Annotated in this window: 15 protein-coding genes and 2 pseudogenes; 9 read left to right on the forward strand and 8 right to left on the reverse strand. The window is 70.9% G+C overall.

The genetic code is table 11. The features are described from left to right. Positions 1–108: 108 nt before the first annotated feature. The gene (locus ASE68_RS14930) at positions 109–615 is read left to right on the forward strand and encodes a GNAT family N-acetyltransferase (protein WP_055860301.1); all 507 of its coding nucleotides are present in this window, start codon (positions 109–111) and stop codon (positions 613–615) included. A 137-nt stretch (positions 616–752) separates the two neighbouring features. Then, positions 753–1709 (forward strand): nucleoside hydrolase, encoded by a 957-nt coding sequence (locus ASE68_RS14935; RefSeq protein ID WP_055860304.1) that lies wholly within the window; start codon positions 753–755, stop codon positions 1707–1709. A gap of 116 nt (positions 1710–1825) precedes the next feature. Here the strand turns inward: ASE68_RS14935 and ASE68_RS14940 are convergent, their stop codons facing one another. The 3 genes from ASE68_RS14940 to ASE68_RS14950 form a co-directional block, all read right to left on the reverse strand. Beyond that, entirely contained in the window at positions 1826–3997 is a 2172-nt protein-coding gene (locus ASE68_RS14940; protein WP_235480867.1) for a discoidin domain-containing protein, read from the reverse strand. A 17-nt stretch (positions 3998–4014) separates the two neighbouring features. Then, on the reverse strand, positions 4015–5463 hold the full coding sequence (locus ASE68_RS14945; protein WP_082462281.1) for a DUF1996 domain-containing protein: 1449 nt from the start codon (positions 5461–5463) through the stop codon (positions 4015–4017). Positions 5464–5666: 203 nt separating this feature from the next. Beyond that, on the reverse strand, positions 5667–7940 hold the full coding sequence (locus ASE68_RS14950; RefSeq protein WP_235480868.1) for a discoidin domain-containing protein: 2274 nt from the start codon (positions 7938–7940) through the stop codon (positions 5667–5669). A 445-nt stretch (positions 7941–8385) separates the two neighbouring features. Between ASE68_RS14950 and ASE68_RS14955 the strand changes: the two genes are divergently transcribed. Both ASE68_RS14955 and ASE68_RS14960 read left to right on the forward strand, forming a co-directional pair. Continuing rightward, a complete protein-coding gene (locus ASE68_RS14955; RefSeq protein ID WP_157421667.1) occupies positions 8386–9429 on the forward strand; it encodes a LacI family DNA-binding transcriptional regulator in 1044 nt (347 codons plus the stop codon). A 106-nt stretch (positions 9430–9535) separates the two neighbouring features. Beyond that, entirely contained in the window at positions 9536–10015 is a 480-nt protein-coding gene (locus tag ASE68_RS14960; protein WP_055860313.1) for a nitroreductase/quinone reductase family protein, read from the forward strand. A gap of 16 nt (positions 10016–10031) precedes the next feature. Here the strand turns inward: ASE68_RS14960 and ASE68_RS14965 are convergent, their stop codons facing one another. After that, complete coding sequence (locus tag ASE68_RS14965; RefSeq protein WP_055860316.1) at positions 10032–10619, reverse strand: NUDIX hydrolase family protein; 588 nt, start codon at positions 10617–10619, stop codon at positions 10032–10034. A 41-nt stretch (positions 10620–10660) separates the two neighbouring features. Between ASE68_RS14965 and ASE68_RS14970 the strand changes: the two genes are divergently transcribed. Continuing rightward, the gene (locus tag ASE68_RS14970) at positions 10661–11299 is read left to right on the forward strand and encodes an alpha/beta hydrolase (RefSeq protein ID WP_055860320.1); all 639 of its coding nucleotides are present in this window, start codon (positions 10661–10663) and stop codon (positions 11297–11299) included. 7 nt (positions 11300–11306) lie between these two features. Here ASE68_RS14970 and ASE68_RS14975 read toward each other — a convergent pair whose 3' ends face one another. After that, the gene (locus ASE68_RS14975) at positions 11307–11717 is read right to left on the reverse strand and encodes a DUF5997 family protein (protein ID WP_055861475.1); all 411 of its coding nucleotides are present in this window, start codon (positions 11715–11717) and stop codon (positions 11307–11309) included. A gap of 143 nt (positions 11718–11860) precedes the next feature. On the opposite strand from ASE68_RS14975, the gene ASE68_RS14980 reads away from it, so the two are divergent. Together ASE68_RS14980 and ASE68_RS14985 are read left to right on the forward strand one after the other, a co-directional pair. Beyond that, positions 11861–12580, forward strand: a complete 720-nt coding sequence (locus ASE68_RS14980) for a LysR family substrate-binding domain-containing protein (RefSeq protein WP_055860323.1) — start codon at positions 11861–11863, stop codon at positions 12578–12580. Then, complete coding sequence (locus ASE68_RS14985) at positions 12577–13323, forward strand: glutamine amidotransferase (protein ID WP_055860325.1); 747 nt, start codon at positions 12577–12579, stop codon at positions 13321–13323. The genes ASE68_RS14980 and ASE68_RS14985 overlap by 4 nt, the downstream gene beginning before the upstream one ends. A 152-nt stretch (positions 13324–13475) precedes the next feature. Here the strand turns inward: ASE68_RS14985 and ASE68_RS14990 are convergent, their stop codons facing one another. The 3 genes from ASE68_RS14990 to ASE68_RS15000 all read right to left on the reverse strand — a co-directional run bounded on the left by ASE68_RS14990 (position 13476) and on the right by ASE68_RS15000 (position 16798). Next, positions 13476–14480 (reverse strand): sugar phosphate isomerase/epimerase, encoded by a 1005-nt coding sequence (locus ASE68_RS14990; protein ID WP_055860328.1) that lies wholly within the window; start codon positions 14478–14480, stop codon positions 13476–13478. 35 nt (positions 14481–14515) lie between these two features. Continuing rightward, positions 14516–15661 carry a Gfo/Idh/MocA family protein gene (locus tag ASE68_RS14995; RefSeq protein ID WP_055860330.1) on the reverse strand — a complete coding sequence of 382 codons (1146 nt, stop codon included), beginning with the start codon at positions 15659–15661 and terminating at the stop codon, positions 14516–14518. Between the two features lie 90 nt (positions 15662–15751). Beyond that, on the reverse strand, positions 15752–16798 hold the full coding sequence (locus ASE68_RS15000) for a substrate-binding domain-containing protein (protein WP_055860333.1): 1047 nt from the start codon (positions 16796–16798) through the stop codon (positions 15752–15754). Positions 16799–17116: 318 nt separating this feature from the next. Between ASE68_RS15000 and ASE68_RS15005 the strand changes: the two are divergent. Both ASE68_RS15005 and ASE68_RS20765 read left to right on the forward strand, forming a co-directional pair. Further along, positions 17117–18289, forward strand: a pseudogene (locus ASE68_RS15005) (sugar ABC transporter ATP-binding protein); the annotation flags it as partial. Position 18290: 1 nt separating this feature from the next. Continuing rightward, positions 18291–18654: pseudogene (locus ASE68_RS20765) on the forward strand (ATP-binding cassette domain-containing protein); the annotation flags it as partial. Positions 18655–18695: the final 41 nt, after the last annotated feature.

Genomic DNA, 18695 nt, shown 5'->3' on the forward strand with positions numbered 1-18695 from the left:
GGCACGAGGCATCCGCTCCACGACGACGCATTGTCACCGATGGACAACGATCGGGCGCACGGACCGGCTCGATTTGTCGTGCGCCGCACCCTGGCTTAGCCTCTGGGTATGAGCACCGAAGTCGTTGCCGAAGCCCTTGTGATCCGTCCGGTCCGCGATTCCGACGCCGAGGCACTGGGGCGCGTGCACGCCCAGTGCTGGCACGAAGACTACGACCAGCTGGTCGACCAGGCCACCCTCGCGAACCTCTCCCCTCGCCGCATGGCCGAGCTCTGGGCCCACCGGCTCGGGCAGGGCGATGCGCACACCTACATCGCCGCCCTCGTCGACGGCGAGATCGTCGGCTTCGCCGGCGCCGGCCCCGCCCGCGACGACGATGCGCCCCGCGAGCGCGAGCTGTTCTTCATCCACCTGCTCGACTCGCACCACGGCCACGGCATCGGGCAGAAGCTCTTCGACGCCACCGTCGGCGACGAGGCCGTCACCCTCTGGGTGCCCTCGGCCAACGAGCACGCGATCGGCTTCTACGAGCGCAACGGCTTCACCGCCGACGGCGCCTCGCACGACGAGCCGTTCCTCGGCGAGTCGATCCACGAGATCCGCATGGTGCGCTGAGCGGGCGCATTCGAGATTCGACCGAGACGAGCGGGTGCTGCGGCATCCGCTCGTCTCGCGTTCGGAGCCCACGCCGAGGCGTCGGCCCCGCACGCGCACCCTCGGCGGAGCGTTCGAACCGGCGTTAGTCTGGCCCGATGCCGATCCCTGTCATCCTCGACGTCGACACGGGTGTCGACGACGCACTCGCCCTCGTCTTCGCCGCGCGTCACCCCGAGCTCGAGCTGCTCGGCGTGAGCTGCGTCGCCGGCAACGTGGCGCTCGACCAGGTCGTCGAGAACACGCTCCGGGTGCTCGCCGCCGCGGGTCGCGACGACGTCCCGGTCGCCGCGGGTGCCCGTCGCCCGCTCATCGAGGCGGCCAGGGCGGCCACCGTGCACGGAACCGACGGACTCGGCGGGGTCGAGCTCCCGGCCTCCTCGCGCACGGTCGAGCCCGAGCACGCCGTCGAGTTCCTGCGCCGCACGATCCTCGCCGCGCCGCGACCCGTGACGCTCGTCGCACTCGCGCCGCAGACCAACGTCGCCCTCCTGCTGCGCACGCACCCCGACGTGGCGCGGAACCTGGAGCGCATCGTGTTCATGGGCGGTTCGGCGTCGGTGGGCAACGCGACCGCCGTCGCCGAGTTCAACGTCTGGCACGACCCGGAGGCGGCCGCGATCGTGCTCGACTCGGGCGTTCCGACCTGCATGTACGGGCTCGACGTCTTCAACGAGGTCGGGGTTCCGCAGGAGCTCGCCGCGCGGCTCGAGAACGGCGAGAACCCGCTCGGCCGCGTCGTCGGAGCCTTGCTCGGCCATCGCGTCGCGGGCTCGGCCGACGGATCGTTCGAGTACAGCGGCCTCATCGGCGACGCCGGCGCGGTCTGCTCGCTCGTCGACCCCGACGCACTCGGCATGCGACGGCTGCCCGTGCGGGTCGAGCTGTCGGGATACGCGAGGGGCCAGACGCTCGTCGACCAGCGCAGTCGCCCCGGCGAGGACCTCGTGCACGGCGACGGAGTCGAGTGGGAGCAGGTCGAGGTCGCACTCACGGTCGACGCGCCACGCCTCGCGCGCGTGTTCCTCGAGACGCTCGGGCTGCCGACGGCCTAGAAGCGGAGGCTCAGCTCGGAGCGGATGCCGCGGCATCCGTCCCCCGAACGGACGAACGGACGAACGGACGAACGGGCGACGCGGGATCACCGCGTCGCCCGTCCTGCTGGTCCTGGTCAGTTGAATGCGGCCAGGTAACTCGGGATCGTGTCGGTTCCGCTCGCCTCGTCGCCGAGGTCGTTCACGACGTGGCTGATGATGCCGTTGCCGCCGAGTGACACCGCGAGCAGGTTGCGGAGCCGGATCCCCGGCTTCGCCGGAGCCTCGATCGCGCTGTGCGTGACGATGCTCGGATCGACGTTGTTGTAGGAGTAGACGCCGACGCCCCATGCCTGGTGCTCGTCGACGTCGTCGGTGACCTTGTAGCCGGCCCAGCCGAGCGTGGAGCCGTTCATCCACGCCGCCTGGTTCGGCGGGTCGTACGCCAGCTCCGACTGGTAGAACACGGTGCGCCCGCGCTCACCGCTCCAGACGGTGTTGTACTGCTGGAAGTGCTCGACGAACAGGCCGTAGGCCGTCACGTCGTCGCCCGTGACCACGAGGCCGCGGTCGGCGGTGTTCAGGTTCCAGCCGATGCCCTCGCCGTGATCGCCGCGCCACGACCAGATGTGGTCGACGAGCGTGTCGTCGGCGTGCACCACGAGCGCGTCGTCGACCTTGCCGGCGACCGCACCGCCGACGCGGAGGAACACGTCGTGCAGCGAGATCGGGTCGTCGGAGTGGTCGGCGGATGCCCCGGGCTCGCCCACCTCGAGCAGCACGGGCGCGTGCTCGGTGCCGGCGTCGAAGAGCACGCCGGCGAGCTTGACCCCGTCGACGTCGGCGAGGCGCATCGCGGCGACCCCGCCGTCGTTCACGATGGTGGCGTAGCCGAGCCCGAGCACGACCGTGTCGGCGCGATCGACCTCGATCGTCTCGTCGACGTGGTAGATGCCGGGCGTCAGCAGCAGGTTCAGGCCCTGTGCGAGCGCCTGGTTGATGCGCTCGGCCGAGTCGCCGGGCTGCGCCACGTAGAACTCGTCGAGCGGGATCGACTCGCCGGGCGTCTGGCCGCCGTCCCACGTGGTGCCTCGCGTGTTCGTCGCAAGGCTCGGCACGAACACCGCCCAGTCGTCGCCGGCCCAGTACAGGTACGGCTTCTCGCGCGTGATCGGGCTCGTGTCGAGCACCGTGTGCGACGGGTTCGGGAAGTGCGGCGCTGGCGAACCCTCGACGCCCGAGAACACCATGTTCCACACCGAGCCCTCCCACGACCCGAACGTGGAGTCGCGGCTCAGCCACTGCTGCTGCGAGTACGAGCGCACCGCGCCGTCGACCTTGGAGTCGGCGATGAAGCCGCCGCTCGCCCAGCCGTAGCTCGAGGGGGCCAGGTTGAGCGCCCCCTTCACGTGCACGCGGCGCATCGGCGCGGCCTGCGAGACCGCCCAGCGCGCCTCGCCCGTGTGTGGGACGATCGCGAGGTTCTCGACCGAGCGCCAGAAGTTCTGCGTCGCGTTGCCGCCGAACCACTGCGCGTCGGCCCAGACGCCGCCGTTGATCGTGACGTCGTCGGGGTGGCGCCCTGCACCGCTGATCGAGGTGTTGAACCCGACGTTCGCGTGCACGTCGTAGCTGCCCGGCTTGAACAGGAACTGCGAGCGGGCGGGCCCGAACTGGTCGGTCTCCTGCGCGGTGAACGCGGCATCGAGCTCGGCCTGGATGGTCGAGTCCGGCGTCTGGTCGTCGTACACGTGCACGTTCGGGCCGAGGTCGCCGCCGCCTGGAATCACGCCCACCGGCGGTTCGCCTCCTTCGCCGACGAGCACCTGCAGCTCGAAGATCGAGTACCCGTATCCCGTGCCGCGCTGCGTTCCCTGGAGCCGCAGCCATCGGCCCTCGGCGTCGACGGCCACGGTGTCGTGGCCGCCGTCGCCGGCCGTGACGGTGGCCGCGGTGGTCCAGTTCGAGCCGTCGTCGGAGACCTGCACGCGGTATCCGCGTCCGTAGGCGGCCTCCCAGTCGATCTCGATGGAGCAGATGTCGCGCTCCTCGCCGAGGTCGAGCGCGAGCCATTCGGCATCCGCGAAGGAGGAGCCCCACCTCGTCTGCGCGTTGCCGTCGACGGCGAGGTTCGCGGTGAACGGCCCCTCCGAGCTGGAGGCACTCGCCGTGGTCGAGCCCGCAGGCAGCGCCTCGCAGTCCGCAGCGTTCGCGGGTGCCGCGCCGGCCAGGACCAGGCCGCTGCCGATCAGGCCGGCCGTCGAGAGTGCGGCGAGGGTCCTCGCACGCACGGTTCGTCGTTTCGTCATGTCATCTCGCATTCGGATCACGCCTTCGGGATCAGGTTGTACTGCTCGTCGAGCACGGCGCCGCGGTGCGGCTTGTAGAGGTCGTAGCCGCGCGGGTTGCACTGCAGCCCGCCGTTGATGCACTGCTCGACGAGCCGGTCGAGCACCTCGGGCTCCCACGCGTTGAAGAAGTCGTAGTGCCACGACTGATCCGATCCGCTCGCGAGCCGCACATCCGACATGTCGCCGCTCACCGGCCACGCGATCTTGAACTCGATCATCGGCACCGCGATCGGATGCGTCATCGGGCACTGTCCGTTCACGGGGTACGCCATGTGCGGGCCGTGGCCCATCTCCTGCGCGGCCTTGGGCGTGAGGTGCATGCCGTCCCAGCACGAGGGCGCCTGGTAGCGGATGTTCAACTCGGTGCCAGGGTCGCAGAAATCGGGGATGTCCCAGCTCTTCGAGATCCCGCCGCACTCCCAGCCCTCGACCGCGCCGGGCGCGGTGCGGAAGGACTCGGGGGTGGCCTTCATGTCGCCCGCGACGAACCGCAGGCCCTGCGGGAACGGCTGCACCTTCTTGTAGTCGTCGATGCCGGACTTGTAGTAGATCGTCATCGGGATGTCGGGCTCGATCACCTCGGTCCCCTTGTAGAGGGCCGGGAACCAGTACGACGAGTGGTCCTGCGGCACCGTGCAGGTGGAGTCGGTGTTCGCGAGCAGCGAGTCGGTCGTCGTGAACGCGTCGGTCGAGCGGTTGCCGACGAAGGTGTGCAGGTGCGATGCGCCCGGCTGGCCCGGGTAGACGATCGGGTCGTCCGGACGGTTGTGCGAGAAGGTGCAGTTCGCCTGGAACTCGTGGTGGGTGACCTCGTCGTTGAAGACGGGCGGGTCCTCGGGGTCGACGACCTCGCCGTCGCCGTAGACCTGGAACTCGAGCAGCGAGTAGCCGTAGCCGGTCGCGCGCTCGGATCCGACGAACTGCACGTAGCGGCCGGCGCCCGTGAACTCGAGCGTCTGCACGCCGCCGTTGCCGTCGGTGACGGCAGCGACGGTGTCCCACTGCTGCGCGTCGTCGGACACCTGGATGGTGAAGGCCTCGCCGTAGGCGGCCTCCCAGTCGAGCACGACCCGATCGAGCGGATGGCTCGCGCCGAGGTCGACGCGGAACCACTCGCCGTCGGACGGGGCGCTGGCCCAGCGCGTCGACCGGTCGCCGTCGACGGCGAAGCGCGGGCCGAGTCCGCCGGACTCGGAGCTCGAGGCGCTCGTGAGCGCCCCCCGCGAGAGCAGGGTGTCGGATGCCGCGTTCGCGGCGTTCGCGGCGTTCGTGGCGACGAGCGAACCCGCGACGAGTCCGACGGCCGCGAGGCCGGTGACGGCGATCGCGAACGGCAGGGGCCTGCGGATGGCGTCGGCGCGAGACGACGAGCCGTCGCCGCCGGCGGTGTCCGTCGCGTGCCGGTGGGTGGGAAGGGGGAACATCGGTGTACGTCCTTCGTGAAGAGCGGTGGATCCTGGCGCCGTGCGCCGGATGCGGTGCGTTCGGTCCGGTTCGGACCTGGGCTCGGGATGGCGCGCGGGCGCGCGCCTGCGACCGGTCGCGGGGATGCGGTTGCGCGACTCGGGTGAGGCGGTGGGGAACCCGGGCCGGCGTGGAGTGGGGGCGCCGGCCCGGGTGGCTCGGATCAGGGCAGGTCGTAGATGCCGACCTCGAAGAGCGAGTAGCCCCATTCGGTGCCGCGCTCGGTGAGGTTGAGCTTGACGTAGCGTGCGGTGCCTGCGGCGTCGAACGTGTCGATGCCGCCGTCGCCGCCGGTGACCGTCTTGATCGTGGACCAGTTCGTGCCGTCGTTCGAGGTCTGCACCTCGTAGGACTTCGCGTACGCGGATTCCCAGACGAGCTGGAACCGGTCGAACGCCTTCGGCGACCCGAGGTCGACCTGGATCCATCCGTTCGGCGCCCATTCGCCTGACCACCGGGTGGCCGTGTTGCCGTCGAACGCCTGGCCGGGCGTGTAGTTGTCGCCCCAGGTCTGGAAGCTCGACGCGGTCGCCGTCTTGCCGAGCGCGACGTTCGTGCCGGGCACCGCGGGCGGCACGACCTTGAACGAGCGGGTCTCGACGCCGACGTTGCCCTTGCCGTCTTCAACGAAGACGTAGGCCTTCCAGACACCGAGCTTCTGCGGCGCCACCACGGTGATCGCGTCGCCGCTGCGCTGGTGCTCGACGTACTGCACGCCACCGGCGCCGTCGATGTACTTCGAGTTGAAGAACGTGACGTACGTCAGCGGGTCGCCGTCGGGGTCGCTGACCGAGAGGTTGAACGTGAACGGCTGGCCGGCCACGATCGAGCCCGACGACGGGATCGACATCGAGCTGATGCGGGGCGGGGTGTTGCCGCCCGCCGCAGAGCCGTTCCACATGTCGGCGACGGTGTAGTAGCCGAGGCGCTTGTTGCCGCCGGGGTTCACGTTGAACCACACGCCGCCGAAGTCGCCCTCGAGCCCGTAGTGGAAGAACGTCGCGCCGAGTCCGACGCCCTCGTGCTCCGTGATGCACCGCCACGAGTCGCGGAGCGCCTCGCCCTTCTCGATGTCGGTGGGCTCGTCGGGAACGCCGTTCGCGTCATCCGGAACCTCCCACTCGCCGGCCGCGCCGCCCTCGGTGACGATGTACGGCCAGTCGTAGTCGCCGTCCTCCCACGTCTCGCGGATGTTGCAGACGTCTCCGTAGGAGTTGACCGCGAGCAGGTCGAGCGCCGGGCTGTTGGCCTTGTAGTACGGCCAGGAGCCGGTCCAGGCGTCGGTCGAGGTGATCGGGTGGTTCGGGTCGATCGCCTTGATCGCGACCGCGACCTCGTTGACGTACGCCGCGTAGGCGTTGCGCTCGGCTTCGAGCACGGCTCCCGAGAAGCAGTTCTGCAGCCCGAGCAGGGACTCGTTGCCGACGCTCCACATGAGGGTCGCCGGGTGGGACTTGTAGACCTCGACCCAGTTCAGGATGTCGGCCTTGGTCGTCGCCTTGTAGGTCGAGTCGGTCGTGTAATTGATGCACCCGCCCGAGCCCGGGCCGCCGCCGGGCAGCAGCCAGAAGCCGTTGATCACGCGCACGCCGTGCTTCGCCGCGGAGTCGAGGAGCGTCTTCGTGTCGGCGCCGGTGCCCCAGGTGCGGGTCGTGTTCGCGCCCATCCCGGTGAGGCCGGGCATGTAGGTGTCGGCCTCGGCGAAGGAGGGCCCCCAGGTGAAGCCCTTCACGGTGTACGGCTTGCCGTTCACCTGCAGCGACCAGTCGCCGTCGCCGCCGGCGACCTTCACGACGCTCGGGGTGGTGAACGGGCCGGGCTCGTTCGGGTAGCCGGGGTCGACCTCGCCCGGGTCGGTCGGGTCGGTCGGGTCGGTCGGGTCGGTCGGGTCGGTCGGGTCGGTCGGATCCGTGCCGGCGGTGCCGAACACCTGGAACTCCCAGAGCGAGTAGCCGTAGCCGTTGGCCCTGGCCGTGCCGAGCAGCCGAACGAAGCGGCCCTCGCCGTCGACGTCGAGCGACTCGGTGCCGCCCGGGCCGGTGGTGGTGGAGTGGATGGTGGTCCAGCCGCCGGTGCCGGTGTCGGAGACCTGGATCTCGTACGCCTTCGCGTACGCGCCCTCCCAGCTGAGGTCGATGCGGTCGATGGTCGACTGCTGACCGAGGTCGACCTGGAGCCACTGGGGGTCGCTCCAGACACTCGACCAGCGGGTGCCGGCGTTGCCGTCGAAGGCGGCGGATGCCGGCGTGTAGTCCGCGCTCTCGACCGAGGACGCCGTCGCCGGCTTGCCCTGGGAGAGGTTGACGGGCGCGGCGGACGCCGACGGTCCGGGGGCGGCGATCACGCTCGCGACGAGGGTCGCGGCGATCGCGGCGCCGAGCGCGAGTGCGCGCATCGAGGCGCGCCGTCTCGTCTCGATCGGCGGATGGGAAGTCACGGTGAGGGTCTCCTCTGGTCGCGCCGACGCGCGGAAGCGGTCGGCTGTTCGTCTCGTCATTGAGGCGCACGCCCTGGCACTCGTGATGCCTTGGATAGCGCTCTTATCCCAGCGCGACCGAGTATCGTCCGAGTTTTTGCCCCCTGTCAAGGGGACATTTTCCCCGGTCACCGGCGAGGCACCGAGCGACGGTTCGGCATGGATCCGCATGTTTCCGGGCATTCCCAGCCGCAGAAGCACCCGGAAAGCGGCACGCTCAGCCCTTCAGGATCGATGGGATCGGATTGGATAGCGCTCTCATGAGACATCCGAAGTGCCCCGCAAATCCGGCGCCGTGCCATTCGCGCACAGCCGAATGATGCGTATTTCGGGAACCGTTCCCGATCCTCGGATCGAAGCCGGTGATTCTCGGAGAGCGCGATCCCATCGGTGCTAGGGTCGTCGCGTGGACAAGCCCGCAGACCTGCGCACCCCGACGCTCGACGACGTCGCCCGCGTCGCGGGCGTGTCCCGGGCGACCGTCTCCCGGGCGATCCGCGATACCAGGGGCGTCGCCGTCGAGCTCAAGGAGATCGTCGGCCGGGCGATCGCCGAGACCGGCTACGTGCCCAACCGGGCGGCGAGGTCCCTCGCCAGCGGGCGCACCGGCAGCGTGCTCGTCGCCGTGTCGGGCACCGATGCCGACCAGGGCGCGGTGGCCGAGACCGACGTCTTCGCCGACCCGTTCTTCAGCAGGGTCATCAGCGGTGTCGTGCGCACGCTCCGCACCCTCGACACCCAGCCGGTGCTGCTGCTCGTCGAGACCGACGCCGACCGCGCCGACGTGCTCGCGACCGTGCGGCAGGGCGCGGCTGACGGGGCACTGCTCGTCTCGACGCACTCCGACGATCCCCTGCCCGCCGCGTTCGCCGCCGCAGGCCTGCCTGCCGTCACCTTCGCCCGCCCGGCCAGCGACGCGCCCGTCAGCTTCGTCGACATCGCGAACCACGACGGCGGGCGCCTCGCCGCCGAGCACCTCGTCGCGAGGGGCGCGCAGCGGGTGGCCCTCATCGCCGGCCCCGACGACGTGCCGAGCGCGCAGGACCGCGCCCGCGGCTTCCGCGACGCCATGGCACGCCACGGGCAGGCCTTTCCGCCAACGGTGCACGGCGACTTCACGCTCGAGAGCGGCGAACGGGCGATGGCCGAGATCCTCGCCGCCGACCCCGACGTCGACGGCGTCTTCGCGGCGAACGACCTCATGGCCCTCGGCGCGATGCACGAACTCCAGGCCCAGGGGCGCCGGATCCCCGACGACGTCGCGATCGTCGGGTTCGACGACTCGGTCATCGCGACGATCGCGCGCCCGACCCTGACGACGGTCCGCCAGCCGATCGAGGAGATGGCGGCGCAGATGGCCCGCATCCTCGTCGCCCAGATCCGCGAACCCGGCACCCGCCCGTCGTCGATGATCTTCGACCCCGTGCTCATCACCCGCGGCAGCGCCTGACCCGCGCACCCTCCGCGGAATCGGCCGATCGGCCGATTGACGCCGCCGGCCTGCTGCGGAAGCGTGTGACGTGCCCGAGGACCACGGGCTCGGAAGGCGGTGCACGGTGGACTCGGCCGATCGCGTCACGGGTACCCGGAGTCGGGTCCCGCGTCTCCCACCGCGCTGGTTCGTGCGCGGCGCCTGGGTCGTGCATCGGGGCATCTACCGCGTCACCCGCGGACGCAAGGGCCTCTGGCCGCCCCGCCCGGAGCGGTGGGGCACGATGCAGCTCACGACGACGGGGCGGCGCACCGGCCGCGAGCGCGCCGTCATCGTCGCGTACTTCGAGGACGGACCGAACCTGGTCACGCTCGCGATGAACGGCTGGGCCGAGCCCGAACCCGCCTGGTGGCTCAACCTGCTGGCGGATCCCGACGCGACGGTCGTGCTGCCGACGGGCCGGCGCGAGGTGCGGGCGCACGCGGCGACCGGCGACGAGCGGCGACGACTGTGGGCGGCCTGGCAGACTTTCGGCGACGACATCGAGGCGCTCTCGGCTCGCCGCAGCCGCGAGACGGCGGTCGTCGTGCTCGAACCCCGCTGACCCGGAGGGAGCGCGATCAGCGCAGCGCGCCCACCGAGGCGAGCGCCTGGCGCACGAGGAGCCCGCGGCCGCCCTCGAGCTCATCGGCGATGGAATCGGATGCGGCCTCAGCCGGCGTCATCCAGGTGACCTCGAGCGCGTCCTGGCGCGGCTCGCACGTGCCCGTGACCGGCACCACGAAGGCGAGCGACACGGCGTGCTGGCGGTCGTCGGTGAACGACGAGATGCCGGGCATCGGGAAGTACTCGGCGACCGTGAACGGCACTGGGCTCGCGGGCAGCAGCGGGAACGCCATCGGGCCGAGGTCCTTCTCGAGGTGGCGGAACAGCGCGTCGCGCACGGTCTCGCCGTACATCACGCGCCCCGACACGAGCGTGCGCGTCATCTCGCCGACCGCGTTGGCGCGCAGCAGCACGCCGACCTCGGTGACCTGGCCGAGCCCGTCGACGCGCACCGGCACGGCCTCGACGTAGAGCAGCGGCAGCCGGCCACGGATCTCGGCGAGCTCGAGATCGGTGAGCCAACCCGGGTTCGCATTCGGCGCCGGGGTGCCCGCGGGCTCGTCGTCGCCGTTCCAGTCGGGGTCGGGGGTGCGCACGCTCATGCCTCGATTCTGCCCCAGCCTGGCCGGGATACGATGCGTGGATGCGAATCGATGACGAGGCGGTGCTCTGGTCGGCCTCCGACGCCGACCGCGAGGGGCGGCCGCTGCTCGTGCTCCTGCACGGCTTCAACTCGAACGAGGGCGACCTGTTCGGCCTCTCCCCGTACCTCCCGCTCGCTCCCGTCATCGCGTCGCTGCGTGCGCCGGAGTTCACGGGCTACGGGTACGCGTGGTTCCCGCTCCTCGCCGAGGGCGCCGAGCTGTCGGTCGAGGGGGCGGGTGCCGCGGTCGACGCGATCCTCGCCTGGCTCGACCGGGTCGCCCCCGACGCGGCATCCGTCGGCCTGCTCGGCTTCTCGCAGGGCGGTGCGATGGCGCTCGAGCTGCTGCGCCGGGCGCCCGAGCGCTTCGCGTTCGCCGTGAGCCTGGCCGGATTCGTGCTCCCCGGCGAGCGGGAGGGCGACGGCGATGCGCGCATGGCCGAGCTCGCGCCGCCCGTGTTCTGGGGTCGGGGCACCGCCGACACGGTGATTCCGGATGCCTCGGTCGAGCGCACGCGCGACTGGCTGCCGTCGCACTCGTCGCTCGACGCGCGCATCTACGAGGGGCTCGCGCACTCCGTCTCGGAGCTCGAACTCGCGGATGTCGCGGCGTTCCTCCGGGCGCAGTACGCCGCCTGAGCGGGCGTCAGACGCCCGAGCCGGCTCCGCCGCCGCCCGCGGTGCGACCCTCGGCCGCCCAGCGCGCGGCGCGCTCCTTGTCGCGATCGGCGACCCGGATCTTCTCGGCGCGCACGGCGGCCTGCGTGGCGCGCTCCTGCACGAGCCACTGGGGCGGGGCCTCGAGCAGCGACTTGATCTCGGCGCTGGTCAGGGGTTCGGTGACGCCGCCGCGGGCGAGGCCGGAGTTCGAGATGCCGAGCTTGGAGGCCACGACGGTGCGCGGGTGCGGGCCCTCGCGGCGCAGCGTCTCGAGCCACTCGGGCGGGTCGGCCTGCAGCTTCGTGACCTCGTCGCGCGTGATGGTGCCCTCACGGAACTCCTCAGGGGTCGCGTCGAGGAGGATCCCGAGCTTCTTGGCGGCGGTCTCGGGTTTCATCGACTGGGAGGCGTTCACCCTCACACGTTAGCCGGTTCGCCTGTGTGCGGCATCCGACGTCATGCAGGACGCGATGCCGAGCGCCCGCCCATCGCGGCGCGATAGCCTGTCATGGGCGTTTCCGTGGCACAGGAGGGGGCGAGATGACCCTGCAACTGCGCTACGTCGCCGGGGTGAGCCCGGCCAGGTGGCTGCGAGCGTGGACCGAGCGGCGGCCAGACCTGCCGCTGGAGGCGCATCGCGTCGACGAGGCCGCACAACTCGCCGGACTCCACGAGGGAGAGATCGACCTCGCGTTCGTGCGCCTGCCGGTCGAGGCCGACGGCCTGCACGTGATCCCGCTCTGGGAGGAGCAGCCCGTCGTCGTGCTCGCGAAGGACCACGCGTTCGCCGACGAGGCCTCGCTGACCCTCGCCGACCTCGCCGACGAGCCCATCGCCCCCGTGCAGGACGACGCCGCGATGACGATCGAACTCGTCGCCGCGGGCACGGGTGTCGCGTTCGTGCCGCACGGCGTCGCGCGCCTGCACGCCCGCAAGGACGTCGTGGCCGTTCCGGTGACGGATGCCGCGACGACGCGCATCGCGCTCGTCTGGGCCGTCGAGCGCGACGACGACGACATCCAGGAGTTCGTGGGCGTCGTGCGCGGACGCAAGGCGAAGAGCTCGCGCGGCCAGGCCGACGACGAGCCCGCGCTCTCCCCCGCGAAGGCGGCCAAGAAGGCCGCGGCCGAGCGGCGCGCCGCCGAGGCGGCCAAGGCCGGCAAGGGCGGCAAGGGCGCGAAGTCCGGGGGCAAGGGCGGTCGCCCCGCTCCGCGCACCGGCGCCGGCGCGAAGCAGCGCAGCCGCCGGAGGGGGCGATGAGCGAACCCCGCCCGTTCCTGTTCCTCTCGGCGCGCCCCGAGGTCGAGGCCGTCGGGCCCGAGTACGAGTCGATCCGGCGCGCCATGGCGGTCGGCGCCGACCGGCTCGAGCACCTGCGGCTCGACGTCGAGCCGCTGCCGGCGACCGACCTCACCGCGTACGCGGGCATCGTCGTCGGCGGCAGCCCCTACAACGTGACCACCCCCGACGAGCACAAGCACCCCGTGCAGCGCCGCGTCGAGGACGACCTCGCCCGAGTCGCCGAGGCCGCGCTCGACGGCGGGCATCCGCTGCTGTTCACCTGCTACGGCATCGGCGTGCTGACGCGCCTGCTCGGCGGCGAGGTCGGCACGCGGCACGGCGAGGACGCGGCCGCGGTCGAGATCACGCTGACCGACGCGGGCGTCGACGACCCGCTCACCGGCGTGCTCCCCCGCCGCTTCGACGCGCTCGTCGGCCACAAGGAGGCCACCGAACGGCTGCCGGAGGGCGCCGTGCTGCTCGCCTCGTCCGCCGCCTGCCCGGTGCAGGTCTACCGCGCGGGCGCCCGCGTCTACGCGACGCAGTTCCACCCCGAGGTCACCGCGCACGACTTCGTCGCCCGGGCGAACGTGTACCGCCATCACGGCTACTTCCCGGCGAGCGAACTGCGCGCCGTGACTGAACGGCTGGGCGCGGCATCCGTCACCCAACCGCAGCGGCTGCTGCGCCGGTTCGCGGAGTTCGCCGGCGTCGACGACTGAGGCGCGGGGCCGATCGGTTCGCACACGCCCTGCATCCGTGCCCCGCGGCCCTGTGCCCGGCGGCCCTGTGCCCGTCGGCCGGCGCCCGACACACGTCGACGGCCGCACGGCGAACCGTGCGACCGTCGATCGTCTCGTCGAAGCGAGTGCGCCTACCGCGAGCTGAACGCCGCGTCGAACGCCGCGTCGGACGGCACGTACGACGCGAGTCGGCGCACGAAGCCGAGCGCCTCGGGCGCGCCGACGAGGCGGTCCATGCCGGCGTCCTCCCACTCGACCGAGGTCGGCCCGTCGTAGCCGATCGCGTTCAGCATGCGGAACGCGTTCTCCCACGGCACGTCGCCGTGACCGGTGGAGATGAAGTCCCAGCCGCGCCGCGGGTCGGCCCACGGCAGGTGCGACGACAGGCGACCGTTGCGGCCGTTGTCGAGGCGCTTCTTCGTGTCCTTGCAGTGCACGTGGTAGATGCGGTCCTTGAAGTCCCACAGGAACCCGACGGGGTCGATGTCCTGCCAGACCATGTGGCTCGGATCCCAGTTCAGGCCGAACGCCTCGCGGTGCCCGATCGCCTCGAGCGTGCGCACCGTCGTCCAGTAGTCGTACGCGATCTCCGACGGGTGCACCTCGTGCGCGAACCGCACCCCGACCTCGTCGAAGACGTCGAGGATCGGGTTCCAGCGCGCCGCGAAGTCGTCGTACCCGGCGTCGACCATCTCGGCCGTCGCGGGCGGGAACATCGCCACGTACTTCCAGATCGACGAGCCGGTGAAGCCGGTGACCGTCTTCACGCCGAGCTTCGCCGCCATGCGCGCCGTGAGCTTCAGCTCCTCGGCGGCGCGTTGCCGCACACCCTCCGGATCGCCGTCCCCCCAGACGCGATCGTTCAGGATGTCGCGGTGGCGCTGGTCGATCGGATCGTCGCAGACCGCCTGGCCGCCGAGGTGGTTGGAGATCGTCCAGACCTTCAGGCCGTTGCGCTCGAGGATGTCGAGCCTGCCCTGCACGTAGGCCTCGTCATCCCACCTGGACACGTCGAGGTGATCCCCCCAGCAGGCGATCTCCAGGCCGTCGTAGCCCCACTCGCCGGCCAGCCTCGCCACCTCCTCGAACGGCAGGTCGGCCCACTGGCCGGTGAACAACGTGATCGGTCGCGCCATCGCGATTCCCTTTCGTGTCGTGAACGTGCCGCGGATCAGTCCGCGGCGGTGACCCAGAGGCCCTCGGCCGCCGAGCTCTGCTCGACCGCGTCGAGGACGCGCTGCACGTGCAAGCCGTCGTCGAACGACGGTTCGGGTCGGATGCCCCCGGCGATGGCGACGACGAGGTCGCGCACCTGGTGGGAGAAGCCGTGCTCGTACCCGAGCATATGACCGGTCGGCCACCACGCCCCCACATAGGGGTGCCCCGGTTCGGTGACGAGGATGCGGCGGAACCCCTGCTCGGTCTCGGGCTGGGTCGCGTCGTAGAACTCGAGCTCGTTCAGTCGCTCGAGGTCGAATGCGAGGGCCCCCTTCGACCCGGAGACCTCGATGCGGAGGGCGTTCTTGCGCCCCGTGCGGAACCTCGTGGCTTCGAACGACGCGAGTGCGCCGGAGGACAGTCGTCCCGTGAACAGCGCGAGGTCGTCGACCGTGACCGCCCCGCGTTCGGATGACGCGCTGCCGCTGAGCCCCGAGCCGTGCTCGAGCAGCGGGCGTTCGGCGACGATCGTCTCGATGATGCCGCTCACGCGCTCGACCCGTTGCCCGGTGATGAACTCGGTCAGGTCGATCGCGTGCGCGCCGATGTCGCCGAGCGCGCCGGATCCGGCGAGCTCCTTCTTCATGCGCCAGGTCAGCGGCGCCTCGGCGTCCATCAGCCAGTCCTGCAGGTACTCCGCTCGCACCTGTCGGATGTCGCCGAGTCGCCCGTCGGCGATCAGCCGGCGTGCGTGCACGACCGCCGGCACCCGACGGTAGGTGAACCCCACCATCGAGGCGACGCCGCGTTCGGCTGCGCGAGCCGCGACCTCCGCCATCGCCGCGGCCTCGCCCACCGAGTTGGCGAGGGGCTTCTCGCAGAGGACGTGCTTTCCGGCCTCGAGCGCGGCGATCGCGATCTCGGCGTGCGTGTCGCCCGGGGTCACGATGTCGACGAGGTCGATGTCGTCACGGGCGATCACCTCGCGCCAGTCGGTCGCGGCCTCGGCCCAGCCCCACCGTGCGGCTGCGGCGGCGGTCGCCGCCGGGTCGCGGCCGACGACGACCTGCATCGCGGGAGCGAGCGGGAGGTCGAAGAACCGCGGGGCGACCCGCCAGCCCTGGGAATGCGCTGCGCCCATGAAACCGTGGCCGATCATGGCGACGCGAAGCTCCTGTGTCAACGCGATGCTCCTCTCAGGAGATGGAACGGGGCGCCCGGCCCACTCGGCCGGGCGCCCCGCTGGCCCTCAGGACTCGAAGGCGAGATCGATGAACTGGTCGACGTTGTCCTTGGTGACCACCGGAGCGTCGAGGACGATCCGGGTGGGCACGCTGGGCGTGATCAGGTCGCTCATCGTCTTGCCCTGCGCGATGAGGCGCGCGAGCGCGACGCCGTCTGCGGCCTGCGTCGACGGGTAGATGACCGTCGCCTTCAGCACGCTGTCGTCGGCCTGGATGGCCTCCATCGCGTTCTTCGAGCCGGCGCCGCCGACCATGAAGAACTCGTCGCGGCCGGCCGAGTTGATCGCGGCGAGCACGCCGACGCCCTGGTCGTCGTCGTGGTTCCACAGCGCGTCGATCTGCGGGTTGGCCGAGAGCAGCTGCGATGCGGCAGCCTCACCGCCGGCGACCGTGAAGTCGGCGGCCACGCGGGCGCCCACCTCGAGGCCGCAGTCGGCGAGTGCATCGGCGAAGCCCTGCGAACGGTCCTGCGTGAGCGGCAGGGAGTCGATGCCGGCGATCTCGGCGACGACGGCGTCTTCGTTGCCGTCGAGCTGCTCGCAGATGTAGGTACCGGCCGAGACGCCCATGCCGTAGTTGTCGCCGAGCACCGTCGTGCGTGCAGCGAACGGGCTCGAGAACTCGCGGTCGACGTTGATGACCGGGATGCCGGCCTCCATCGCCTTGATCGCGACCTCGGTGAGCGCCGCCCCGTCAGTGGGCAGCAGGACGATCGCGTCGACGCCCTCGTTGATGAAGGTCTCGACGGCGGCGATCTGCGCGTTCGCGTCGTTCGTGCCCTCCGCGACCTTGAGTTCGACGTCGCTGAAGCTCGCCGCGGCCGCCTGGGCGCCCGAGTTGATGGCGCCGAGCCAGCCGTGGTCGGCGGCCGGACCCGAGAAGCCGATGACGACGTTGTCGCCGCTGGCGGCGTTCTCGTCGCTCGACGTGCCCTGGTCGACCACGTCTTCCGTCTCGCCGCTGCTGGTGCAGCCCGCGAGCAGACCGGCGGCAGCCAGAAGCGCAGTCCCCGTGAGGATGGTGCGCATCCGCGCTTTCCGAAGTGAGCGCATTTCGTTTCCTCCTTGAATGTGATGCAGCTCCGAACGGCGCGTATTCGACCCAAGGTGGTGCAACCACATGCGGGGTCCACGCCGACTTCGATCACCGTAGCAGAAGTGGAGCGCGATTTTGCAACTTTTGTTTTTGCATTGGCAAAAGTGGCGAAAGGCCCACAATCTGGGCCGGAGTCCGGCCGATGGCGTCGGTGTACCCGGTTCGGGGGCTTTCGAGGCACTCTCCTTTGGGGGTCGCGTGCCGTTGGGTGAGCGTGTTATGTTCGCCCCGTGATCAAAGTTGACCATTCATCGTCATTACTCACCGTCCAGGGGGTGACCAAGTCGTTCGCCGGCGTCCGCGCCCTCAAGGGCGTCGACCTCGACATCCTCCCCGGCGAGGTTCACTGCATCCTCGGCCAGAACGGCGCCGGCAAGTCGACGCTCATCAAGATGCTCGCGGGCGTGCACCGACCCGACGACGGCGCGATCTCGTGGCTCGGCGAACCCGTCGAGATCCACGACCCGCAAGCCGCGATCGACCTCGGCATCGCCACGATGTACCAGGAGCTCGACGTCGTCGACGGCCTCACCGTCGCCGAGAACGTGTACCTCGGCCACGAGCTGGCCCGCGGCGGCTTCAGTCGCCGCAGCGAGGCCGCGAAGCGCACCCGCGAGCTGCTCGCGCGCCTCGGGCACTCCGGGCTCTCGCCGCACACCGAGGTTGGCCCGTGCCCTCTCGCACGACATCAAGCTGATCATCATGGACGAGCCGAGCGCCGTGCTCGACTCCGAGGAGGTCAAGAACCTCTTCCACGTGATCAAGGAGCTCACCTCGGAGGGCATCGCGGTCGTGTACATCACGCACCGCCTCGAGGAGATCCGCCAGATCGGCGACCGCATCACCGTGCTGAAGGACGGGCGGAGCACGGCGAACGGCCTGCCCGTCGGCGACACCCCGACGGTCGAGCTCATCCGGCTCATGACCGGTCGCACGCTCGAGAACGTCTTCCCGCCGGCGACGCCGATCGCCGACGACGCCCCGACCGTGCTCGACGTGAACGGCCTCGGCCTCACCGGATCGTTCGAGGACGTCTCGTTCTCGGTGCGCGCCGGAGAGGTCGTCGGACTCGCCGGACTCGTCGGCTCCGGCCGATCCGAGATCCTCGAGACGATCTACGGCGCACGCAAGTCCACCGCGGGCACCGTCACGGTCGGCGGCGAGCCGCTCCGTCGCGGCTCGGTCGTCGCCGCGGTGGCGGCCGGCGTCGGCCTCTCGCCCGAGGAGCGCAAGAGCCAGGGGCTCGTGCTCGACGAGCCCATCTACGTCAACGTCACGCTGGCGTCGATGGCCAGGTTCGCGAAGGGCGGGTTCCTCGACGAGCGCTCCGCCCGGGCGAAGGCCCGCGAGCAGATCGAGGCGCTCGAACTGCGCCCGGCCGACCCCGACCGCGCCGCCATCACCCTCTCCGGCGGAAACCAGCAGAAGATCCTCCTCGCCCGCTGGCTNGCAGATCGAGGCGCTCGAACTGCGCCCGGCCGACCCCGACCGCGCCGCCATCACCCTCTCCGGCGGAAACCAGCAGAAGATCCTCCTCGCCCGCTGGCTCGTCCACGGCACCCGCGTCCTCCTCCTCGACGAACCCACCCGCGGCGTCGACGTCGGAGCCCGCACCGAGATCTACGCCCTCATCCGCCGCCTCGCCGCCGAAGGCAACGCCATCGTCGTCGTCTCCAGCGAGATCGAAGAAGTCCTCGGCCTCGCCGACACCGTCCTCGTCGTCGCCGACGGCCGCATCCTGACCACCCTCCCCGCCACCCAGATCGACGAGCACGGCGTGCTCGACCTCGTCATGAAAGGAACTGCCGCATGAGCGAGCAGACCACCCCCGGCGCTGAAGTCGTCGCCGAGCCG

The sequence above is a fragment of the Agromyces sp. Leaf222 genome, assembly GCF_001421565.1.
GTDB lineage: Bacteria > Actinomycetota > Actinomycetes > Actinomycetales > Microbacteriaceae > Agromyces.